Raw genomic sequence first — 20,059 nt, forward strand, 5'->3', positions numbered from 1 at the left:
GCCGAAAGTACTTGGCTGGAGACGGCCTGGGAGGATAGGAAGCCGCTGATTGATTGAAGGCACACCTGAGGGTGTGTCTTTTTTATGTATGGCTTCCTATCCTCCCAGGGTACCTGGTGAGCAGGGCAGTAGAAGATGGAGGAGTAAAGCGACGACAGATTCACTGCATCGCTTAGTTCGGAGCGTAAGATGGACATGTAGCGAAGCTACATAAGTCCATCCACAGCGACGAACACCCAGTATCCTGGAGGAAAGAACCGTACATAAGGACTCGCTGATTGACTAAAAGAAAAAGGTCTACCTAAAGGTAGGCCTTTTTCTTTTTGCTAGTCTTCGACTAGCTAACCCTGCTAGAGCCGTCTCCAGCCAAGGTTGTAGAGGTAATAGCTATATATAATTAGCATTAGTCAACGTGCTTTGAGATACGTATTTTTCTTATAGCTATGTTATACTAGTTTTAATACTATATTTTCATAGGAGGTCTTATGACTAAAAAAATTGCGGTCCTCGTGAATGAGGAGACAATGCAACGCTGTTCTTGTGGCGGTTGTTTGAAAGCATTTATGAATAAAGCGGATTCCTTTGAGCGTTATGCTGATGAGGATATTGAGTTGGTGGGGTTCACACATAGTGGTGGGGATCTAGCTAAGAAGATTGAGTCTTTTAAGAAAAAAGGTGTTACTACGGTACATCTTTCTACATGTACGCGTGGTAAGAATGAAAATTATGAAAGCATCGCAGAGCAGTGTGCTGAGGCAGGCTTTGATGTAGTAGGCTATACACATGGTGGCGCTGTTTCTAAAGATGGTAAAGAAGCGGTAGTACTTTCAGCTAAACCAGTAACGACAGATCAATAGTTAGCAATGTTTGAATTAACCATAATAGATTGCACCATCTTATGATAGATGAATGATTGTTCCATTATTCATTCTATATTTATCATGAAGTAATATTATATAGGTAGTGTGGAAATTCTGGCGTTTTTTTACATTCTATATTGTTTTATTATATAGCTATATCATTGTTTAAGAGGTTGAGAGAATGAACAAGAAAATTACAGCGGCTACTTTATCTATTGCTATGGCAGTGACAATGACACCTACTATGATGCAAACGGCTTCTGTTAATGCTGCGTCTGCTGCGGTACAATCTTTAGCTGGTGGTGCTATTGCTATGGCTTACGTATCTACTGCATTAAATAAAATGGATAATTCTGCAGAGGGGCAACAGGAGAGTTTGGCACGCACAAAAGAGAAAACTGGTTACTTAAACGATAGTGCAGCCCAAGAGCGTGTTAATCGTATTATGAAGACATTAGAGGCTACACCTAGTGTAAAGCGTTCCTACGTTGTATATGCGAATCCTGATGAGGAGTTTAATGCGTTTGCCACACTTGGTCGCGTTATGTCCATTAACAAGGGTGCTCTAGATACGCTAGATGATGATCAATTGGCCTATGTAATGGCTCATGAAATCTCTCATGGCGAGCATAAAGATATTATTAATGGCGCTAAGAAGCAAATCGGTCTTTCTACAGCGGTCGGCATTGCCGCTGGTGGTAGTGAAGGTGCGGCTATTTTATCTAATGTGGCAGGTAACTACTTATCTAATCAAGTGTTTACGATGAGTCAAGAAAAAGCCGCTGATGAGTTAGGCTTTAAGATTTTAAGTGAATCTCCATATAATGTAGGTGGTGCAGCTGGTTCTATGGCAGTACTACGCAATAAAGTGGGGGAACACTACCGTGAAGGGCTTTCACAAGTGGTAGCGCCTAACAATCATCCAAAGCTGTCCGATCGAGTGAACAATAATATTTCTCGTATGTACACATATTCTGGGAATCATGTAAACGTATCGAATGGCACTGTGTACGTAAACGGTGATAATATCTATACTCCAGCAGGTAGTGGCCGCTACACAGGCGAAGAGCGTGCTTATTACATGGCTGGTAAATTGGCACGATTGTATCATAACAATCAAATTACGTCAGGTTCTGCATCCTATAGTGGTGACACTGTAACGGTAGCTGGTCAATCCATTGTTTCTACGCCAAATGCGGACGTAGCATTGCAAGTGGCAACAAATCTTAACAATGCATTTGTAAAGCCTGCAGGTTCTGCTGTTAATGCGAAAAAAACAGTGAAGGTTAAACAAGAAAAACCTAAAAAGGTAAAAGAAAATAAAAATGTAAAAGCTGATAAAGCTAAAAAATAAATGAGAGTTATAAATGGCATATAATTTGCTTTAAGGATTTATGTTATTATAATCAGAATAATCAGAGGACTGAGCCCATGAAGGCTTAGTCCTCTTTTTATATGGATTGTAATTTTTATAGTTTGAGTATAAGTTTATATGTTAATAAGTTTATAAGATGTATTGAGGGATATACGAGTAAGAAATAGACCGTAAAGATATTGATAACCTTAGAGTATGAACATTGTTCATGTGTAAATAAATTATATTCATAAAGCAATAATAGATTCATAAAAATACAGAGAATCTTTTGAGAATGGAAAGTGAATTGTAATGGGTTTGTACCATAAAATATAAGAAATTATCTTGTTAAATATAGTTGTTATAGAAGGTTTTATTATATTTCTTGTAATATTTATGAATTATTTATGCGATAACTTAGTGTTGTCTATATATGGTGGATAGATGTATATTTAAGGTGGATGAAATATGTAGTTAGAATGGAATCCTATAGAAATACCATAACGGTAGGGGGTATAGGGTTATTGTACTTATACATGCTTTATAGGATAATGTCAATGTTGGTGGTTAATCTAATAATATAGATGACCATTTTTTTGTTAAATAATACGTAATTTTATACATTATATGGAGGCTATGATGGAGTATACAATTCACCTATTTAATGCAGGTGGTTTCGTTATGTATCCACTTGTACTATTCATGTTAGCAGCATGTACTATTTTATTTGAACGTATTCGTACGTACAGAAACATCAATCATGAGTTACAACAGTTGTCCGATAGCATTGATGCAGGTCGTAATAGTAATAATTGGTCTACTCTAGAAAATTCTATAAAAAATAGTGATGACGCATTGAGTAGATTCGTGTCTCCTATCGTGGAGTCTGTATATAGTGCAGAAGGTTTAGAGAACCGTTTACATGATGTGGTAGGTTACATGGATGAACGTTTAAAACGTGGTCTTAACTGGCTTAGCATGATGGTAACAATGGCTCCATTACTTGGACTTTTGGGAACTGTTGTTGGTATGATTCGATCCTTCGCAGCCGTTGGAGGCGATCTTGGTGCACCTACTGTTATTACAGGCGGCGTATCTGAAGCGTTGGTTGCCACTGCAACGGGGCTTTCAGTAGCTATCGTAGCATTAGCCATCCATAGTTGGTGTACAGATAAAGTAAATTCTGATATTGCAAAGTTAGAGCAAAAATTAGGTTCTATTATAGATTTATATATTAGGAGTCAACGATGAAACGTAGTTCAGTAGGCATACAAAAAGAACCTACCATCATGATTATACCTATGATTGATATCGTTTTCTTCTTGCTCGTATTTTTCATGATGAGTACGTTGTACATGAATACAGAGGAACAAATTCCTCTTAACTTACCGAAGGCTTCATCTTCTTCTGCTAAGACGATTGAGCCTATCACAATTTCATTAACAGCTACACATAAGATGTATCTTAATGAACGTGAGATTGTCCCTGATCAACTGGGCAATGAAATTCAAGATATTGTTGCAAAAGAACCTCAACAGGCATTTATTGTACGTGCCTCTGAGGATATTGCGTATAAGGATGTTATCAATATTTTAGATAATCTTAAAATTAGTGGTGCTCGGTTTGTTAGCGTAGCTACAGAACGGAAGTGATTCTATGGTAGACAAACGATATGGAATTCCTTTCGTAGCTGCATTGGTTATCAATATTGCGTACTGGGGGGTTGTAGGGAATTGGTTCGGCCATTTAAAACCGCCAGAAACACCGCATAAGGATCTGGTTATCAACCTCGATATGGGGCAGCAAGAACTTTCTCAAGAGAAGAAAGAGCCTGAGAAACTAAAGATTCATCCTGACGACAAACCCGTCGCAGGGGGCGGTAAAGCAGGAAGTGTGTTGCCTGATTTATCGGGAAAGCCTACAGAAGGCTTAAAAAATCTGAATCCTTACTTAGGTGGCAATGAGACGGCATCAGTCAATTTGAATGGTAATACTGATAATCCTGTTGGTAATCCAGGAAGTGGCAATGTACCAGGCCCTGGTGGTGGTAATGCTGGTAATGGTGGGCTTGGTGATGAAGGTACTGGATCTAAAGGTGGTGATCCAGGTCCTGGCGATGTAGAACGTCGTGGGGGCTCTTACGATAGTTCAGGTTATATCGCTCGCGTTGAGAGTAATAAAGTGATGCCGCAACAGGCGGTGCGCCGTGGACTCAGTGGACGAGTTTCCTTTGAAATCACTTTTGATGCCGATGGCAACTTTGCTGGTGCGAATATGATCGGTAGTAGTGGCTCTAGCATTCTCGATAATGCTGCTGCTAGCCTCGTAGAGAGCTCTGGAGGTATAGAGAATACAACAGGTGAGCCAGTTACGATTGTGGTTAATGTAGATTATGGTTATAATTAATCTTCTATAGCTGATAATGTATGAATTATGTTTGTGTGTAGTTGTAATTCAGAAAATACAAGAAACGCATTTGTTAGAGGATTAGTTTTAATATTATTTTTATCGTGTTTTTATTGTGTGTGGAGGGTTTATGACGAGTCGTCGTATTTTATCTGCTGCTATCGTAGCAACGTTAGCGTTAGGTACGTATCAAGCATATGCGTATGATGAGAACTTCAAAGGCTATGAGGTTCATAATGTTTCGGTGAAAGCCGATGCGGCTAAGGATGAGTATGGTAATACTATTACTGAGCAATCTTATTACCGTACTGGTGGTGATGTAAAGGTTATCACTCGTGAAGAGATTGAAAAACGTCATTATCGCGATGTAACTGAAGCGATTAAACGCGTTCCAGGTGTTACATTCCAAAATCCTGGTTACCGTGGTGGTGAGTATGGCTATCAATTCTACAATAATGGTGTATCTATCAATGGTGACTCTCGCGTTGTAGTTTTGGTGGATGGTCGTCGTGTAGATAATATTACATCTGGTCGTTTAGGTGATAGCTCTGAAAGAGGATCTAAATCTACGGGTGTTAATATCGATGAAGTAACCAATATGGATGCTATTGATAAAATCGAAGTTATCAAAGGCCCTGGTGCTTCTCAATATGGTTCTGACGCTACAGGTGGTGTAATCAATATCATTACACGCCGTGGTAAAGGCAATTTCAGTGGATCCGTTGATTTGGCCACAGGCAGCTGGAATAAGCATAGCTATAACTTGACTGTACAAGGTGCGGCAGGTAAGAATGCGTCTACTGGTTACTTTGTAACAGCTACTCGCACTATGTCTCAAGACTCAAAATACAAAGATGGTGATACTGGTGAAGTAGCTACACTTACTGGTTCTAAGTGGAAAGAAGAAGGCTTTAATGCGCGTATTGACCATGAGTTCAATAAGAAACAAAGCTTACAGTTTTCTATGAACTTCAAAAAAGGTCGCGATGGATATCCAATTTCTACGCCTAGTCGTAAATACTGGAACCAAGACGATTGGCGTCGTATCATTTCCAATGCTACTATTGGTCAATTTGATGCGAACAATAAATTGATTACAGATCCTAAATATATAACACCAAATAACCCTAAAGGGTATGCGCCAACTTTGTACGGCGATTCTAGAAATCCTGGCTACCATAATTTATTCGCTTTAGACGGTCATTATGGTTCTTATAGTAAGTTTAAAAACTTGGATACAGACTTAAAATTTACTTTTGATCGCCAAGGCCACATGGAAAGCTTTGTAAGATTGTATCGTTTAGATCATCGTTATGAAGGTCGCGATAAATTCTCCTGGTATCGTGGTACAAAAGCAGAAGCTCGTGAAGCCTATGCGAAGGCATTCCCTAATGGCGCAACTGTAGAGCAATTTAATGCTTGGGTTGATGCTAACTTGGCTCCATTCCCAGACCGTCGTGATGCATTGCGCCAATGGATTGCAGAGACTGGCGGTATGGCTGGTAGTCCAACTAGTTGGTATAAGGAAAGCAAAACTGGTGCTGAACTTCAATGGACTCGTCAACTTGATAAGCACGATATTATCGCTAATATCGACTACAGCCGTTCTAAGTTGAATTCTCGATCTATTAAAAGTGCTGGTAATGTAGTATCCTCTGATATTCGCCGTGATACGTTATATGCGTACTTACAAGATAAAATCTACATTGGTAACAATGTGGAGTTAACACCAGCATTACGTTATGTACATTACAGCAGCATTCAAGGTAGTGGCAGCGGTGACTCCCAAGGTAAAGGTAGTGTAAGTGCCTTGACACCTAGCTTGCATGGTCAAGTTAAGTTCAACAAAAAAACTAGCATGTACGCTGGTTGGACTCGCATCTTGAGACCGCTTAAAACTGGCGACTACAGTTCAGTTGATGGGGTATTTAATACACCATTAGATGATGAAAAAGGTGATGCTTTCACATGGGGCCTATTACATACGTTTGGTAAAGGTAATAATACTACTGTAGCAGTTCATTATGATTACACGCGTATGAAAAATGCCATCGCTACATTGCCAATTTTGAACAATAGAACCGGCGACTTTGAAAAAACAGCAGTTAATGCAAAAGAAAACAAACAATCTTTCAATATTACAGTAGACCACAGATTAAATGAACATGTAACAATGAGTGCGTCTTATTCTCATATGAAAGATAAATGGTTATCTAAAGGTGGTTGGGTTCTTGATCCAAACTGGGGCTATAGCAATAGCGATGATATCAACGTGGCTATTAACAGTTTGCGTCCGCAAAACCACTATGCATTGAACATTTCCTATGATAACAAGCGTCTATATTCTGGTTTGTTGATTAACTGGTACACTGGCAACAGTGACTATGCATTCACTCATAGACGCTTCCTCATCGTGGACTGGAACCTTAACTATGATGTAACAAAAGATTTAACTGCGTACATCGTGGTCAATAACGTTCTTAACCGCGCTTATGAAACAAGCTATAGCGCTTATAATGGTCGTGGTAGTGCGGCTATGCCAGCACGTTCCTTCATGATTGGGGCGAAATATAAATTCTAATGATTAGATTCAGCGTATTAATACTATGTCTATTAATATGTGTAGGTTGTGGTCCTCAGCAGGTAACTGTTGAGGACCATCAGTCTACACCAGCACATATCGAATTGCAGCCACCAGTGACAATTGAATCCTTTGTACGTCGAGGTGAACCTTTTGAAAGTACCTATACGGCAGTGCCCGAGCGTGTGGTGGCGATGTGGCAAAACTCCATAGAAACCATCATTGCCCTTGGTGAAGGGGATCGTATCGTAGCGGGCATGGGGATTCCAGATCGCAAATACGTGCGACCAGAATACCGTGCGGCATACGATACAATTCCATACAAGGATCTGAAATATGCCAATTTAGAAAGCGTATTGATGATGAAGCCTGATTTGTTGGTAGGTTGGAAGTCTACTTTCACAAATAAAATGTTACAAACACCTACATTTTGGCAGGCGAGACAAGCGAATGTATATATTGCAGAGTCCTCATTAGGTGCTCAATCGGCGCTCACCATGGATATGGAGTATAAATATATTCGAGATTTGGGGCGTATTTTTAATCGCAACATGGAAGCAGAGCGTCTCATTCAAGAGATGCAACAATCTGTGGCATACACGGTAGCTCAAACGGCTAACGAAAAGCCACCAAAGGCATTGTTTATCGAGGTGGAAGGCAAGCATTTTCGATTGTATGGACATAAGACATTAGCCGGTAATATAGGGGATTCCTTGCACGCCGATGTAATTGACACAGAAACGCCGTCCATTAGTATGGAGGACGTGGTGGAGCAGAATCCAGATGTAATTTTCTTGATCGTATCTGACGGCGAATATAGCCAAGCAGATGTGATTATGAATTATGTATTAACGCAGCCAGGTTTACAAGGGGTAAATGCGTTGCGCAATAAGCGCGTTCATTTCTTGCCATTGCTTGCTGTATATAGTCCTGGTATTCGTTTATCCGATGGTATCGACATCGTATCGCATGGGTTGTACCCTAATCTATATCCAGAAGGGGTACCTGATTTAATTCATTAATAAAGGAGCAGTATGCTACAACGTATTGGATATACTGCTGGCGGATTTGTCCTCATAGGGGTGCTAGCAGTAGCCATTCTATGGGGACTTTCTGTTGGTACAGTACAGTTTTCACTTTCTCAAATTTTCAATATTGTCATAGATCAATTTTCTAGCCCATTGGCTATCGATGATCCTATGAATGGTCCAGAGCAGACTATTATATGGTTATTGCGTATGCCACGGTTGTTGATGGCTGCCATTATTGGGGCAGGCCTTGCGGTATCTGGCGTTATCATGCAGGCCATCGTTAAGAATCCACTGGCAGATCCTTATATCTTGGGGATTTCCTCTGGCGCATCTCTCGGTGCTACGGTAGCTATTTTATTTGGTGTAGGCGTTATGTTCGGTGAGAACTTCGTCGGTGTTATGGCTTTTATTGGGGCCATGGCGATTTCCTTTGGCGTGTTGTTTATCTCAAATTTAGGGGGCCGACCAAACTCGGTGAAATTGATTTTAGGGGGCTTGGCGTTAAGCGCCGTATGTAGCTCCTTCTCTAGTTTTGTGGTCTATTTAGCGGACGATAAGGAAGGCATCCAAACCATTACATACTGGTTGATGGGTAGCTTTGCGGGTGCTAAATGGGATATGTTGCCCTTTATTGCCGTCGTTGTCCTCGTGAGCATTATTTTCTTCTGGTCTCAAAGCAGAATTTTAAACATGATGCTCCTCGGTGATGAGGTGGCTATTACCTTAGGTCGCGATTTGCATAGATATCGACAAGTTTACTTGATTATTAGCTCTCTTATCATTGGCTTTGTGGTGTACGCGGCGGGTATGATTGGCTTCGTAGGCCTCTTAATTCCTCACCTTGTGCGGATGACCATTGGTACAAATCACTGGACCTTGATTCCGTTCAGCGCATTAGGGGGCAGTATTTTCCTCGTCATCGCTGATGGCTTGTGCCGATGCATTATTCCTCACGCAGAATTGCCAATCGGCATTCTCATTTCTCTCATTGGGGCACCAACCTTTGTATACATGTTGGTGCGTAAGAACTACGGATTTGGAGGGGAATAATGAATATTCAAACAGATAATATCCAAGTCTCATTTGGTTCTAAAAAGATTCTTCAGGATATTTCCCTAGATATACGAAATAAGGAATTTGTTGGTATTATTGGGCCTAATGGTAGCGGTAAAAGTACGTTTTTAAAATGTTTATACCGCGTGCTTCAACCTAACAATGGCAAGATTTTCTTTGATGGCACTGAAATGAGTTCTTTAAGCCATCGTGATACAGCCTTAAAAATGGCTGTAGTGGCACAGCATAGTACGGTTAATTTTGATTTTTCCGTCCTTGAAATGGTTCTCATGGGCCGTTCCCCTTATAAAGGGTTGCTCGATAGAGATCAAATTGATGACTATGAAATCGCGCGACATGCATTGGCTCAAGTAGGACTTAGTGATTTTGAAAGTCGCAGTTTTAATACCTTATCTGGTGGCGAGCAACAACGGGTTATTTTGGCAAGAGCCTTGGCACAACGCACAGAATGCCTAGTGCTAGACGAGCCGACAAACCACTTAGATATTAAGTATCAGCTGGAACTGATGACGATTGTGAAGCGCCTCGATGCAACCGTAGTATCTGCTATTCATGATTTGAATCTAGCAGCCATCTATTGTGATCGTCTCATTGCGTTAAAAGATGGCGCCGTAGTGTGTACAGGGACCCCTCACGAAGTATTGACAGAGGAGACCATCCGACACATCTACGGCGTGTCCGCCGCGGTACAAACATTACCAAATGGACGATTAAATATTATATATAATATGGAATAATTGAAAAAAGAGGCGTGGATGATGAAACGAATGAATAAACAAGTCTATGTAGCAGTGCTTATGGCATTAACTACTATGTCAATTAATAGTTATGCTGCAGATGTAACAATGAACAATAATGAGGAAGAAGTTACCATAAATGTTACTGCTAATCGTACATCGTTATTAGATTTAGATACACCAGTATCGACTTCTGTTATTACCCAAGAGGATATACAAAATAGCGGTGCTAAGACGGTTTTTGATGCGGTCGCTAATGTACCGGGTGTAACCATTAACTCCTTTAGTGCGTCTGGCGCAGATTTTGGTGGCATGGATAGCCGTACGAATATTCGTGGCCTCGATCGCGGTGCACTTGTCCTTGTAAACGGTGTACCTATGAACTTAAATGGTAAGAGCGGAATTGGCTCTATACCTACCAGTGCCATTGAGCGCATCGAAGTTGTAAAGGGGGCGGCCTCTACCTTATATGGCGCAGAAGCTTTAGGTGGCGTTATAAATATTATTACAAAAACGCCGTCAAAAGAGGGCGGTTCTGCTACGGTAGCTGTAGGTAATCGAGGCTCCAAGAGATTTGATATTTCTTATGGTACTGATCGATTCCTCGTTGGTATCGATAGAAAATACTGGGGGACTCAAGATCCATCTACACCGGTGCGGTATGACTATACAGGCCGCAAGGGATATGATTACTACACTACGCGCAATAAAGGTAACTCCTTAGGCGTGTTCATGAGCGGTAAACTTTCAGATAAAATAACATTAAATTATAATCGCGCTGAAAGCCGTTCCTCCTTTGGTTTGATTAGTACAGAAAGAAATCCTGTGAGACAGGCTCGTCATTCTACGACATATCATTACAAGGATGACCGTAATAATGCATCTTTGATTTATAAGGATGATAATACGACGGGAACATTGTTTTATAATGACCGTACTATGCGTGGTGAAAGCCGTGTTCATAGTGCTAAACAGTTCAAGCCGACCGAAACCAGTTATGTAGCTCGTCAATATGGTATAGATGTACAACATGAATGGGACTTTAGAGGCGGTAAGGATTATTTGATTGCCGGTGTTACAGGTAAGCAAGAAACCTATCGTGCCACACAGGCCCCTGTGTATACACGGCCTCATCGTAACACCTATGCGGTGTACAGTAGCTATTCTCGTGAAATCAATCCCAAATGGACTGCCATTTTGGGATTGCGTTATACAGCCATTAGTGATCCTATTAAGGACCAATATGTGTTAACGCCTCAGTTCCAATTGTTGCACACCATCAATAAAGCTTCCTCCATGTACTTAAATATAGGGAAAGCTTACACGATGCCTAGCTTGAGTGATTCATTCCGTAGCGTGAACCGCCAATACACAGCAGTAAGTGGTAAAAATCTTAAGCCTGAAGAGGGTTGGAACTATGAATTAGGTTATAAACGTCTTAATAAGAAGGATAGCTGGAAGGTGGACGTGTTCTATATGGACTTCAAGAACTTCTTCCAATGGCAACCTGATGTAAATGGTCGCCCAACCATTCGCGTAAACGGTGGTAAATTCCACAATGTTGGGATTGAAGCTGAGTATAGTAGACATTTGTCAGATCGACTCAAAATGAGTGTAAGTGGTTCTTATTCTAATCCAAAACAAAAGGAAATGAATGAAACCTATTGGAAACAAGCGGCTCCTAAGTTACAGTTTACAACCGGCATTCATTATAAAAGCCCAACCTGGGAAGCTGGTACATCCTTTAGCTTTGTTACCAAACGTTTGCGCAATCGTGATGGTGGCTTGAATCCTAACATTGCTCTTTGGAATGCTTACGTTGGGTATCACTTTAACAAAGATGCTACATTACGCCTCGATGCACGCAATCTTTTGAATCGTCATAATGTGGTATCCAATGGAGATTATGAATACTGGGATGCACCATTCAATTATGAATTAAGTTATACACAAAAATTTTAATATGTATTAACGATACAATCCCCCGAGAATGCAGTAGCGGTAGGGGTATGGGTTTTGTGCGGGCCAAATAAATGTGTAATAATACAAATATGTAGTTTATATAATTGTGTGAATGTATATATGTGTTAAGTGAGGCATTTGGTATGAGACAACAAATTAAGCATCGTATATCTATACTTGTGGGTTTAGCATTGATAGGATTGTCTGTGAATGGATATGCAGCAGAGGTAAGTGCTGATAAGACTCCTACTATAGCTGCATCGAGTGAAACTAATGGAGTATCTGAAATCCATACTATTAATGTAACAGCAAATCGCATGGCTCTTTTAGATTTAGATACGCCGGCTGCGATGGATGTTATTACTCAAAAGGACTTAGCTAATAGCGGTGCTAAAAATGCATTTGATGCAGTTAATATGGTACCAGGCATTACGTCTTTTTCCTATGGTGCATCCGGTCTTGAATATGGGGCTATGGATAGCCGTGTGAATATCCGTGGCCTTGAACGGGGATCCTTGATTCTCATGAATGGGGTACCGATGAACCTCAATGGCAAGGGCGGCCTTAGTTCTATTCCGACTAGCTCTATTGAACGCATTGAAGTATTAAAAGGTGCAGCCTCTGCTTTATATGGCGCTGATGCTATGAGTGGTGTTATCAATGTAATTACTAAGACTCCAAGTAAAGAAGGGGGCTCTGCTACGGTAGGTTTTGGTAATATGGGTCGCCAAACTTATAAAATTAACTATGGCACGCCTCGCTTCTTAATTGGTGTGGAACGTAACTTCTTTGGTGCTCAAGATCCAGAAACCCCTATCCGCTCCGATATCGGTGCTTATGCTAGAGGCTATGAATATTATACAGCTCGTAACAAAGGGAATTCCTTAGGTGTATTTATGAGCGGTAAATTAAATGATAAGTTGACTTTGAACTTTAGTCGTTTTGAAGGTAATTCTTCTTTTGGACAGTTGAGTACAGAAACGAATCCTATTAAGCAAAAGCTTCACTCTACAACATATGCTTATAAAGATACTAAAAATAATGCGTCTTTAGTTTATAAAGATGGCAATACTACAGGTACAATCTTCTACAATGATAGAGATTTGTATGGTAAAAGTCGCATACATAGCAAAAAGACATATACGTTGAGTGATAACAACTATATTGCTCGACAATATGGTTTCGATGTGCAACATGAATGGGACTTCCGCGGTGGCAAGGACTATTTCATTGCAGGTGTACTTGGTAAACGAGAAACATATCGCACTACATCTGGTCCATACTATGGAAATCCACATCGCAATAGTTATGCCATTTATGGTACATACTCCTATCAAATCAATCCTAAATGGACTAGTATTTTAGGCTTGCGTTATTCGGATATTAAAGACCCTGTGAAAAATCAACGCGTATTAATTCCTCAGTTCCAATTACAACATCGTATTAACAAGGAATCATCCATGTACATAAATGTTGGTAAAGCCTTTAGAATGCCGAACTTAAGCGATACTTTCAAGAAAATTAATAAAGGCTATGCCTCTGTTAGTGGACGTAATTTGAAACCTGAAGAAGGGTGGAATTACGAATTAGGCTATAAACACATTACTAACAAAGATAGCTGGAAAGTAGCGCTCTTCTATATGGACTTTAAAAACTTCTTCTCTTGGAAACCGGATAGCAATGGTAAAAACACGATTCGCGTAAATGGTGGTCGCTATAGAAATGTCGGTATCGAAGCCCAATATGGTCGTAAATTAACAGATCACTTAAAAATGACTGTGGGTGCATCGTATTCTAATCCAAAACAACGAGAAATCGATAAGACCTATTGGAAACAAGCTAACCCTAAATTGCAATTTACAGGGGGTATCCATTATAATAGCTCAACCTGGACTGCAGGTACTAGCATCAACTTTGTAACAAAACGGATGAAGAACCGTGATGGCGGTACAAACCCAAATCTTATAGCTTGGAATGCATACGTAGGCTATCAGTTCAATGAAAACTCATCCTTGCGGCTAGATGCACGTAACTTGTTAAACCGTCATAATGTTATTTCCAACGGCGACTGGGAATACTGGGATGAACCATTTAATTACCAACTCAGCTATACTCAAAAATTCTAGTCTTTATGTAATCACTAATTAGAACTATACAAGGAGTATCATCATGAACAAGAAAATTGGATTTTTCATATGTTTGATGATACTCCTTTGTGTATGTATAGCGGGTTGTGGACCTCAATCGGAGGCAAATGTAACGCCATATACTCGTTATGTTGACAGTCATGATGGCGTTCAAGTTGCTGTTCCAGAGCATCCAAAACGGATTTTATCACTGTCTTCTGCGGTCGACACAATTTTATTAGGACTTATAGAACCAGAACGTTTAGCAGGCATTAATAAATTGTCTACCTATGAGGAATATTCGCTAGAGGCAAAGCGCGCAAAGCTGGTAAAACCAGTGTTGAGTTCGTATCCTTTGGAGAAAATCATAGCCTTGAAACCGGATCTCGTTATAGCGCCAGATTATATATCGGCTGATGTTATCTATGGCTTACGGCACATGGGTATAGCCACTGTTGTGGTACCTACCCCTTCTACGGTGGATGGAGTGATTCAGAATGTGATGGATATTGCTCATATTATCGGCGAAGATGAAAAGGGTAGCTTTTACATTCGGAAGATTCATCGTGAAATAGATGAAATAAAGCACCTAGCAGAATCTATTCCAATTGAGCAGCGCAAGACGGTTCTCTTTGTATCATCTATGGACGGATATACGGGAACAGGAAGCCTTTTTGATGATATGTGTCACTATATGAGTATCTATAATGCACCTGATCGGATTGGCTTACCACCGCACATACCCTTTGGGGAGGAACGGGTGTTAGCCATGAATCCAGACTATATCTTTATTCCTTCCTATAAGGGAATGGATAAGAATTTGGCGGATCGATATTTAAAAAATCCAGCCTTTCAAAATTTACCTGCTATCAAGGAAAATCACGTTAAGCCCTTACCGGCAGCGTACTTATATACTATGAATCAGCATATTGGCGAAGCGATGTTAGCCATTATGTATACTGTGTATCCTCAATTAGAAAGGAATTCTCATGACTAAACAGACACAACGCATCATGGCGATCACTCTGATTGGGGTATTGCTATGTATAGTGAGCTTATTGGCACTCCATGTAGGGACCATTATGATTCCTATTGGAGGGGGCGTCCAAAGTATTTTGAATGGTATGGGCATACCAGTGAGTTTTACTGAACCTATTTCTGCTGAACAAGAGGCAGTACTGTGGTTTATCCGCATGCCGCGCCTCATCATTGGACTGCTCGTAGGCGGTGCCTTGGCGATCGCTGGCGCCGTTATGCAAGGCGTTTTCTCAAACCCTTTGGCGGATCCAGGTATTATGGGGGTATCCGCAGGGGCATCTCTCGGCGCCGTTATTGCCATTGCTCTTGGCGTGACATCTCTCGGTATGTTTTACATGCCTGCTTTTGCCTTTGTAGGGGCCTTTGTATCCGTTGGGATTACGATTCTCTTAACGTGGCGTAATAACAAACTCGACACGACTACATTGTTGCTAGCAGGGGTTGCTGTTAGTATGCTTCTCGGTGCTTTTACATCGGGGATCTTGACGATGATTAATGAATATCGCCTACGTGAATTCCTATTTTGGATGGTGGGGGGCCTCGATTTCCGTCGTTGGGACCACGTTCTATTGGCGGTAGGACCTATCATGACGGGTAGCGTTATATTAATGATGCTCGGTCGTCACCTGAATGTACTCGTTCTCGGCGATACAGAGGCGCGTGCCTTGGGTTTGCCTGTTATGGTGTACCGCATGTTATTCCTGTTTTTGGCATCCGTCGTTACTGCTACTGCGGTGTGCGTCAGTGGTTCTATTGGCTTTGTAGGTCTTGTGGTACCACATATTGTGCGTATCTTAGTAGGGCCAGATCATCGAATACTATTGCCTATGGCGGCCGTTGGAGGCGCATTATTCCTCGTATTCTGTGATACATTAGGTCGCGTTATTGCTCAACCAGTGGAGATTCGCGTCGGTATCATGACAGCTCTCTTAGGAGCACCGTATTTTCTATATTTACTTCATCGCTTGCGTTGTAAAGGAGGGGCCTAATGAAACTAGATGTTCAATCTCTATCTGTCACATTAGGAGATACAACTATTGTAAAAGAGGCATCCTTTGCTATTGAGCGGGGCGAGTTCGTAGGCATTATCGGCCCTAATGGCTCTGGTAAGACAACAATGTTAAAAGCATTGCGTGGCCTTTATCCTACATCTGGTGGAGATATTTTCTGGGATGGTAAAAGCATCACTTCTTTGAGCGACAAGGAAATCGCTCATCATGTGGCGTATATGCAGCAGTCCGTCAATGTTTCCTTTGATTATGAAGCCATCGATATTGTGATGACTGCCCGCTATCCGTATTTGAAATGGTGGCAACAAGAGGGCCCTGAAGATAAGGTCATTGTAGAAAATGCCATGAAAGAGGTGGGCGTGTATCACTTGCGGCATCGGTCCGTACAATCTTTGAGCGGCGGTGAGCGACAACGGGTATTCTTGGCTAAGGCATTAGCACAACAAACAGAGGTGTTGTTACTCGATGAACCGACGGCGGCGCTCGATTTAGTCTACGCTGACGATATCTTTCATGAAGGGCGCAGATTATGTGACGAAGGTAAAACGATTTTAATTGTTGTTCATGACTTAGAATTAGCCGCAAAATACTGCACTAAACTCGTTTTGGTTAGCGATGGACACATCATTGATGTAGGTACGCCTCGTGATGTATTGACGGCAGAAAATCTACGAAAAGCGTTTCGTTTATCGGCCGCGGTTTACGATGATCCGTACTTTAAACAACAACGTATCTTTGTATTCCCAAAAGGAACTACAAATATTGATGACTTTAAACAAACTGATGCTAATACAGCAATATCTATTGATCCAAATCTGAAATAGTTAGAGTGGATTATGATACTTGAGTTATCTTAGGGATTATTGATTTATTAGGTATGGCGACAGTTTTGTATTGCGAATCTGAGTGAGGTTAGACGTATGCTATATCCATTTACTGCTATTGTTGGTCAAGATGAAATGAAATTGGCCTTGTTGCTCAATGCCATAAACCCATCAATCGGCGGTGTGTTAATTGAAGGCGAAAAAGGCACTGCTAAGTCTACGGCTGTACGTGCGTTAGCGAATCTGTTACCTCCTATGGAAACAGGCGCATCAGCGATGTCTGTTGTTGAGCTACCTATCAATGCTACGGAAGATCGCGTTGTAGGATCCATAAATTTGGAAAAGGCATTGCAAGAGGGGGTAAAAGCCTTTGAACCGGGTATTTTACACGCAGCCCATCAAAATATCCTCTATGTAGACGAGGTTAATCTATTAGATGACCATATTGTAGATATTTTATTAGATGTGGCAGCTATGGGGGTGAATACGGTAGAGCGGGAAGGAGTGAGCCACTCTCATCCATCTCGTTTTATTCTCGTAGGAACGATGAATCCTGAAGAAGGCGACCTTCGACCTCAACTGTTAGACCGTTTCGGACTATCTGTCATGGTCTATGGAGAACAGGACCCAGCACAACGTATGGAGGTTATCAAGCGTCGCCTCGCCTTTGGCGACAATCCTAAAAGCTTTGTAGCATCTTACGAGGAATCAGAACGTAGCCTGCACGAACGTTTATTACAAGCGCGTGAATTATTGCCGAGTATCATTCCATCTGATGATATTTTGTTAAAAATAGCGAGTATTAGCATTGGTGTCGGCGTCGATGGACATCGCCCAGACATTACGATGATGCATACGGCTTGTGCTCATGCAGCCTTTCACGGTCGCAACCAAATTACTGCGGAAGACCTTAAGGTGGCGGCACGATTAGCGTTAAAACATCGCTTACGTCGCTTGCCCTTTGAAGAACAAGGTCACGATGAAGACCGTATTGATACAGTAGTATCCGCAGTGTTTGAGGACTAGTTATGGAAACATCTGTACAAGAGGCCCTCAAAATAGGCCTTGTAAACGACCAGATTCATACCATTGTCATTTCTGGTGGTACCGGTGTGGGTAAAAGTTATTTACTTCGCCAGTATTTCGAGAAATGGCAAATTCCATATCGTTTGATACCTGTTTATATAGATAGTTCACAACTACAAGAGTCCATCGATTTTGAAGCATCCCTTGCACAGAGCAAGATGGTTATGGCATCTGGCTTGTTAGGTGATATGAGTATTCGATGCTGGGTCGTCGATGATGCTCACGTTTTATCGTCTGAAGTCCGTCATACACTATTGGTAGAAGCGAAACGTCGTCAAATACTACTGATACTGACCATAAATCATGAGGATAGAACTTTAGATGATGCGGAGTGGGAACTCGTAGATGTGCATGTATCTATGGACGCACCTACACTACAATCTAAGGTGAAGGTGTTACGACGAAGGCGAGATGAAATTGAGCCTTTATCTGAGGATTTATTGGGCCTAATAGATCCTAAACGAGTTCAATTGATAGTTGTTTCCGATGCCATGCTTTCACTGGCTATATCCTATGCATTGCAAGCTCACACAGTAGGTCATGGTGCAGAGTATATATTATTACAAGTTATGAAATCCTTAGCAGTTCTTGATGGCAGTTCTTACTGTAAGCCGTCTCATGCGGAACGAGCCGCTCTCTATGTACTACCTCATCGCATGAAACGCAATGATACACCTGAGTCTCGGACTTCACAAGGAGAGGCATCTAATAGTACAAGTGACCAAAACCAGTTCCAGAAGAATACCGAATCAGCAATGGATGATTCGGATATGGACGACTCTAATAACTTTGATTCCGAAGATTCCAAGCGTGATGAATTCCATTCTGACGAGTTAAATGCTAATGGGCTAGATAATTCAAATAGTGATGGTCATGATGGCTCAAGTGATATGGATTTTGATGATGGTAAATCAAGGACATCCAATCATCCAGAAACATTAGAGTCTACAGCGAATGAGTGGGGAACTTCTGATTCAATGAATACTCAAGGTGATGTATCTGATAGAATATCTTCTTTATGTTTGCCAGATACTGTTGCCCGTATAGCTAACCAATTTTTTCAGTGGAAACTGCAATCTTCTAAAACAGTAGACCGTCAGTACCGTAAGGGTTCCGGTCGGCGCCTCATGACTAAAACAAAGGACATTAGAGGGCGCATGATTCGAGCCTATCAAGATGAACATGCTTTAGAGGATTTGGCCTTAATTGACACATTGCGTGCAGCCGCACCGTATCAACGATTGCGAGCCGTTGAAAGGGTAACGCCATTACAGGCAGATACCCCATTAAATGTGGTAGAGCGATCTGTTACATCAGAATGCTTATGTCAAAGGGCCCCACAAACAGAGCATCATGATTTAAAAGGGCTATCTATTGTAGTAAAACCCCAAGATTACCGCCGAAAAGCTCGTGAAAAGCGGATCGGTGCGTACCAGCTTTTTGTAGTGGATGCTAGTGGCTCTATGGCAGCCCGACATCGCATGGAGGCGACTAAGAGCGCAATTTTGAGCTTATTGCGAGACTCCTATATTCACCGTGATTCGGTGGGACTCATTGCATTTCGCAAGGATTCAGCAGAGGTACTATTGCCTTTTACTCGTAGTGTAGAGCGAGCAGAGCGATTGTTAGCAAAATTGCCAACAGGGGGAAAGACCCCTTTAGCTCAAGGCTTACGAGTGGCCTATACTATGTGTGATAGATTGCTTCGTAGACATTCAACAGAGCGGATTCAAATGATATGTATTACCGATGGTCGTGCTACTTCAGGCGATTCAGAGAATCCAGTAGCAGAGGCAAAACAATGGGCTCGTATTCTAGGAACGCTGCCTGTAGATTGTATAGTTATCGATACGGAAACGGGCTTTATCAAGCTCGGTCTGGCTAAGGAATTGTGTAAATTAATGAATGGCAGTTATTATGCGATGGACTCTATTACATCAGATAGTATTTTGCGTGTATCGCGGAGGTAG

General features: G+C 41.4%; 16 protein-coding genes. All 16 read left to right on the forward strand.

The window, feature by feature from the left end:
- Positions 1–485: 485 nt before the first annotated feature.
- The 16 genes from DW000_RS09130 to DW000_RS09205 all read left to right on the forward strand — a co-directional run bounded on the left by DW000_RS09130 (position 486) and on the right by DW000_RS09205 (position 20,059).
- On the forward strand, positions 486–857 hold the full coding sequence (locus DW000_RS09130) for a CGGC domain-containing protein (RefSeq protein WP_120056137.1): 372 nt from the start codon (positions 486–488) through the stop codon (positions 855–857).
- Positions 858–1,041: 184 nt separating this feature from the next.
- Entirely contained in the window at positions 1,042–2,214 is a 1,173-nt protein-coding gene (locus DW000_RS09135) for a M48 family metallopeptidase (protein WP_120056139.1), read from the forward strand.
- A gap of 639 nt (positions 2,215–2,853) precedes the next feature.
- Positions 2,854–3,465 carry a MotA/TolQ/ExbB proton channel family protein gene (locus DW000_RS09140; protein ID WP_120056141.1) on the forward strand — a complete coding sequence of 204 codons (612 nt, stop codon included), beginning with the start codon at positions 2,854–2,856 and terminating at the stop codon, positions 3,463–3,465.
- Positions 3,462–3,866 (forward strand): biopolymer transporter ExbD, encoded by a 405-nt coding sequence (locus DW000_RS09145; protein WP_105086776.1) that lies wholly within the window; start codon positions 3,462–3,464, stop codon positions 3,864–3,866. Before DW000_RS09140 ends, DW000_RS09145 begins: the two co-directional genes overlap by 4 nt.
- Positions 3,867–3,870: 4 nt before the next feature.
- Complete coding sequence (locus DW000_RS09150) at positions 3,871–4,620, forward strand: TonB family protein (RefSeq protein ID WP_187002532.1); 750 nt, start codon at positions 3,871–3,873, stop codon at positions 4,618–4,620.
- 130 nt (positions 4,621–4,750) lie between these two features.
- A complete protein-coding gene (locus tag DW000_RS09155) occupies positions 4,751–7,201 on the forward strand; it encodes a TonB-dependent receptor (protein WP_120056143.1) in 2,451 nt (816 codons plus the stop codon).
- Positions 7,201–8,223, forward strand: coding sequence for an ABC transporter substrate-binding protein (locus DW000_RS09160; protein ID WP_120056145.1), 1,023 nt, complete (start codon positions 7,201–7,203; stop codon positions 8,221–8,223). The genes DW000_RS09155 and DW000_RS09160 overlap by 1 nt, the downstream gene beginning before the upstream one ends.
- 12 nt (positions 8,224–8,235) lie before the next feature.
- Positions 8,236–9,282 carry an iron ABC transporter permease gene (locus DW000_RS09165; RefSeq protein WP_105086779.1) on the forward strand — a complete coding sequence of 349 codons (1,047 nt, stop codon included), beginning with the start codon at positions 8,236–8,238 and terminating at the stop codon, positions 9,280–9,282.
- Positions 9,282–10,043 (forward strand): ABC transporter ATP-binding protein, encoded by a 762-nt coding sequence (locus DW000_RS09170; protein ID WP_120056147.1) that lies wholly within the window; start codon positions 9,282–9,284, stop codon positions 10,041–10,043. Before DW000_RS09165 ends, DW000_RS09170 begins: the two co-directional genes overlap by 1 nt.
- A gap of 18 nt (positions 10,044–10,061) precedes the next feature.
- The gene (locus tag DW000_RS09175; protein ID WP_120056149.1) at positions 10,062–12,005 is read left to right on the forward strand and encodes a TonB-dependent receptor; all 1,944 of its coding nucleotides are present in this window, start codon (positions 10,062–10,064) and stop codon (positions 12,003–12,005) included.
- A 143-nt stretch (positions 12,006–12,148) separates the two neighbouring features.
- Positions 12,149–14,131 (forward strand): TonB-dependent receptor, encoded by a 1,983-nt coding sequence (locus DW000_RS09180; protein WP_021147525.1) that lies wholly within the window; start codon positions 12,149–12,151, stop codon positions 14,129–14,131.
- Positions 14,132–14,174: 43 nt separating this feature from the next.
- Positions 14,175–15,128, forward strand: a complete 954-nt coding sequence (locus tag DW000_RS09185) for an ABC transporter substrate-binding protein (protein ID WP_120056151.1) — start codon at positions 14,175–14,177, stop codon at positions 15,126–15,128.
- Entirely contained in the window at positions 15,121–16,158 is a 1,038-nt protein-coding gene (locus DW000_RS09190) for an iron ABC transporter permease (RefSeq protein WP_120056153.1), read from the forward strand. Before DW000_RS09185 ends, DW000_RS09190 begins: the two co-directional genes overlap by 8 nt.
- Positions 16,158–17,003, forward strand: coding sequence for an ABC transporter ATP-binding protein (locus DW000_RS09195; RefSeq protein WP_120056155.1), 846 nt, complete (start codon positions 16,158–16,160; stop codon positions 17,001–17,003). Before DW000_RS09190 ends, DW000_RS09195 begins: the two co-directional genes overlap by 1 nt.
- 96 nt (positions 17,004–17,099) lie before the next feature.
- Positions 17,100–18,029 carry an AAA family ATPase gene (locus DW000_RS09200; RefSeq protein WP_120056157.1) on the forward strand — a complete coding sequence of 310 codons (930 nt, stop codon included), beginning with the start codon at positions 17,100–17,102 and terminating at the stop codon, positions 18,027–18,029.
- A 2-nt stretch (positions 18,030–18,031) separates the two neighbouring features.
- Positions 18,032–20,059 carry a VWA domain-containing protein gene (locus DW000_RS09205; RefSeq protein WP_120056159.1) on the forward strand — a complete coding sequence of 676 codons (2,028 nt, stop codon included), beginning with the start codon at positions 18,032–18,034 and terminating at the stop codon, positions 20,057–20,059.

Source organism: Veillonella sp. AF36-20BH (assembly GCF_003602765.1).
Taxonomy (GTDB): domain Bacteria; phylum Bacillota; class Negativicutes; order Veillonellales; family Veillonellaceae; genus Veillonella; species Veillonella hominis.

Bases quoted from the DNA above. Each gene is read 5' to 3' on its own strand.
- DW000_RS09195 (WP_120056155.1), top strand. From the start codon at position 16,158: ATGAAACTAGATGTTCAATCTCTATCTGTCACATTAGGAGATACAACT.
- DW000_RS09200 (WP_120056157.1), top strand. From the start codon at position 17,100: ATGCTATATCCATTTACTGCTATTGTTGGTCAAGATGAAATGAAATTG.
- DW000_RS09205 (WP_120056159.1), top strand. From the start codon at position 18,032: ATGGAAACATCTGTACAAGAGGCCCTCAAAATAGGCCTTGTAAACGAC.
- DW000_RS09150 (WP_187002532.1), top strand. From the start codon at position 3,871: ATGGTAGACAAACGATATGGAATTCCTTTCGTAGCTGCATTGGTTATC.
- DW000_RS09160 (WP_120056145.1), top strand. From the start codon at position 7,201: ATGATTAGATTCAGCGTATTAATACTATGTCTATTAATATGTGTAGGT.
- DW000_RS09130 (WP_120056137.1), top strand. From the start codon at position 486: ATGACTAAAAAAATTGCGGTCCTCGTGAATGAGGAGACAATGCAACGC.
- DW000_RS09180 (WP_021147525.1), top strand. From the start codon at position 12,149: ATGAGACAACAAATTAAGCATCGTATATCTATACTTGTGGGTTTAGCA.
- DW000_RS09170 (WP_120056147.1), top strand. From the start codon at position 9,282: ATGAATATTCAAACAGATAATATCCAAGTCTCATTTGGTTCTAAAAAG.
- DW000_RS09165 (WP_105086779.1), top strand. From the start codon at position 8,236: ATGCTACAACGTATTGGATATACTGCTGGCGGATTTGTCCTCATAGGG.
- DW000_RS09185 (WP_120056151.1), top strand. From the start codon at position 14,175: ATGAACAAGAAAATTGGATTTTTCATATGTTTGATGATACTCCTTTGT.
- DW000_RS09135 (WP_120056139.1), top strand. From the start codon at position 1,042: ATGAACAAGAAAATTACAGCGGCTACTTTATCTATTGCTATGGCAGTG.
- DW000_RS09140 (WP_120056141.1), top strand. From the start codon at position 2,854: ATGGAGTATACAATTCACCTATTTAATGCAGGTGGTTTCGTTATGTAT.
- DW000_RS09155 (WP_120056143.1), top strand. From the start codon at position 4,751: ATGACGAGTCGTCGTATTTTATCTGCTGCTATCGTAGCAACGTTAGCG.
- DW000_RS09145 (WP_105086776.1), top strand. From the start codon at position 3,462: ATGAAACGTAGTTCAGTAGGCATACAAAAAGAACCTACCATCATGATT.
- DW000_RS09190 (WP_120056153.1), top strand. From the start codon at position 15,121: ATGACTAAACAGACACAACGCATCATGGCGATCACTCTGATTGGGGTA.
- DW000_RS09175 (WP_120056149.1), top strand. From the start codon at position 10,062: ATGATGAAACGAATGAATAAACAAGTCTATGTAGCAGTGCTTATGGCA.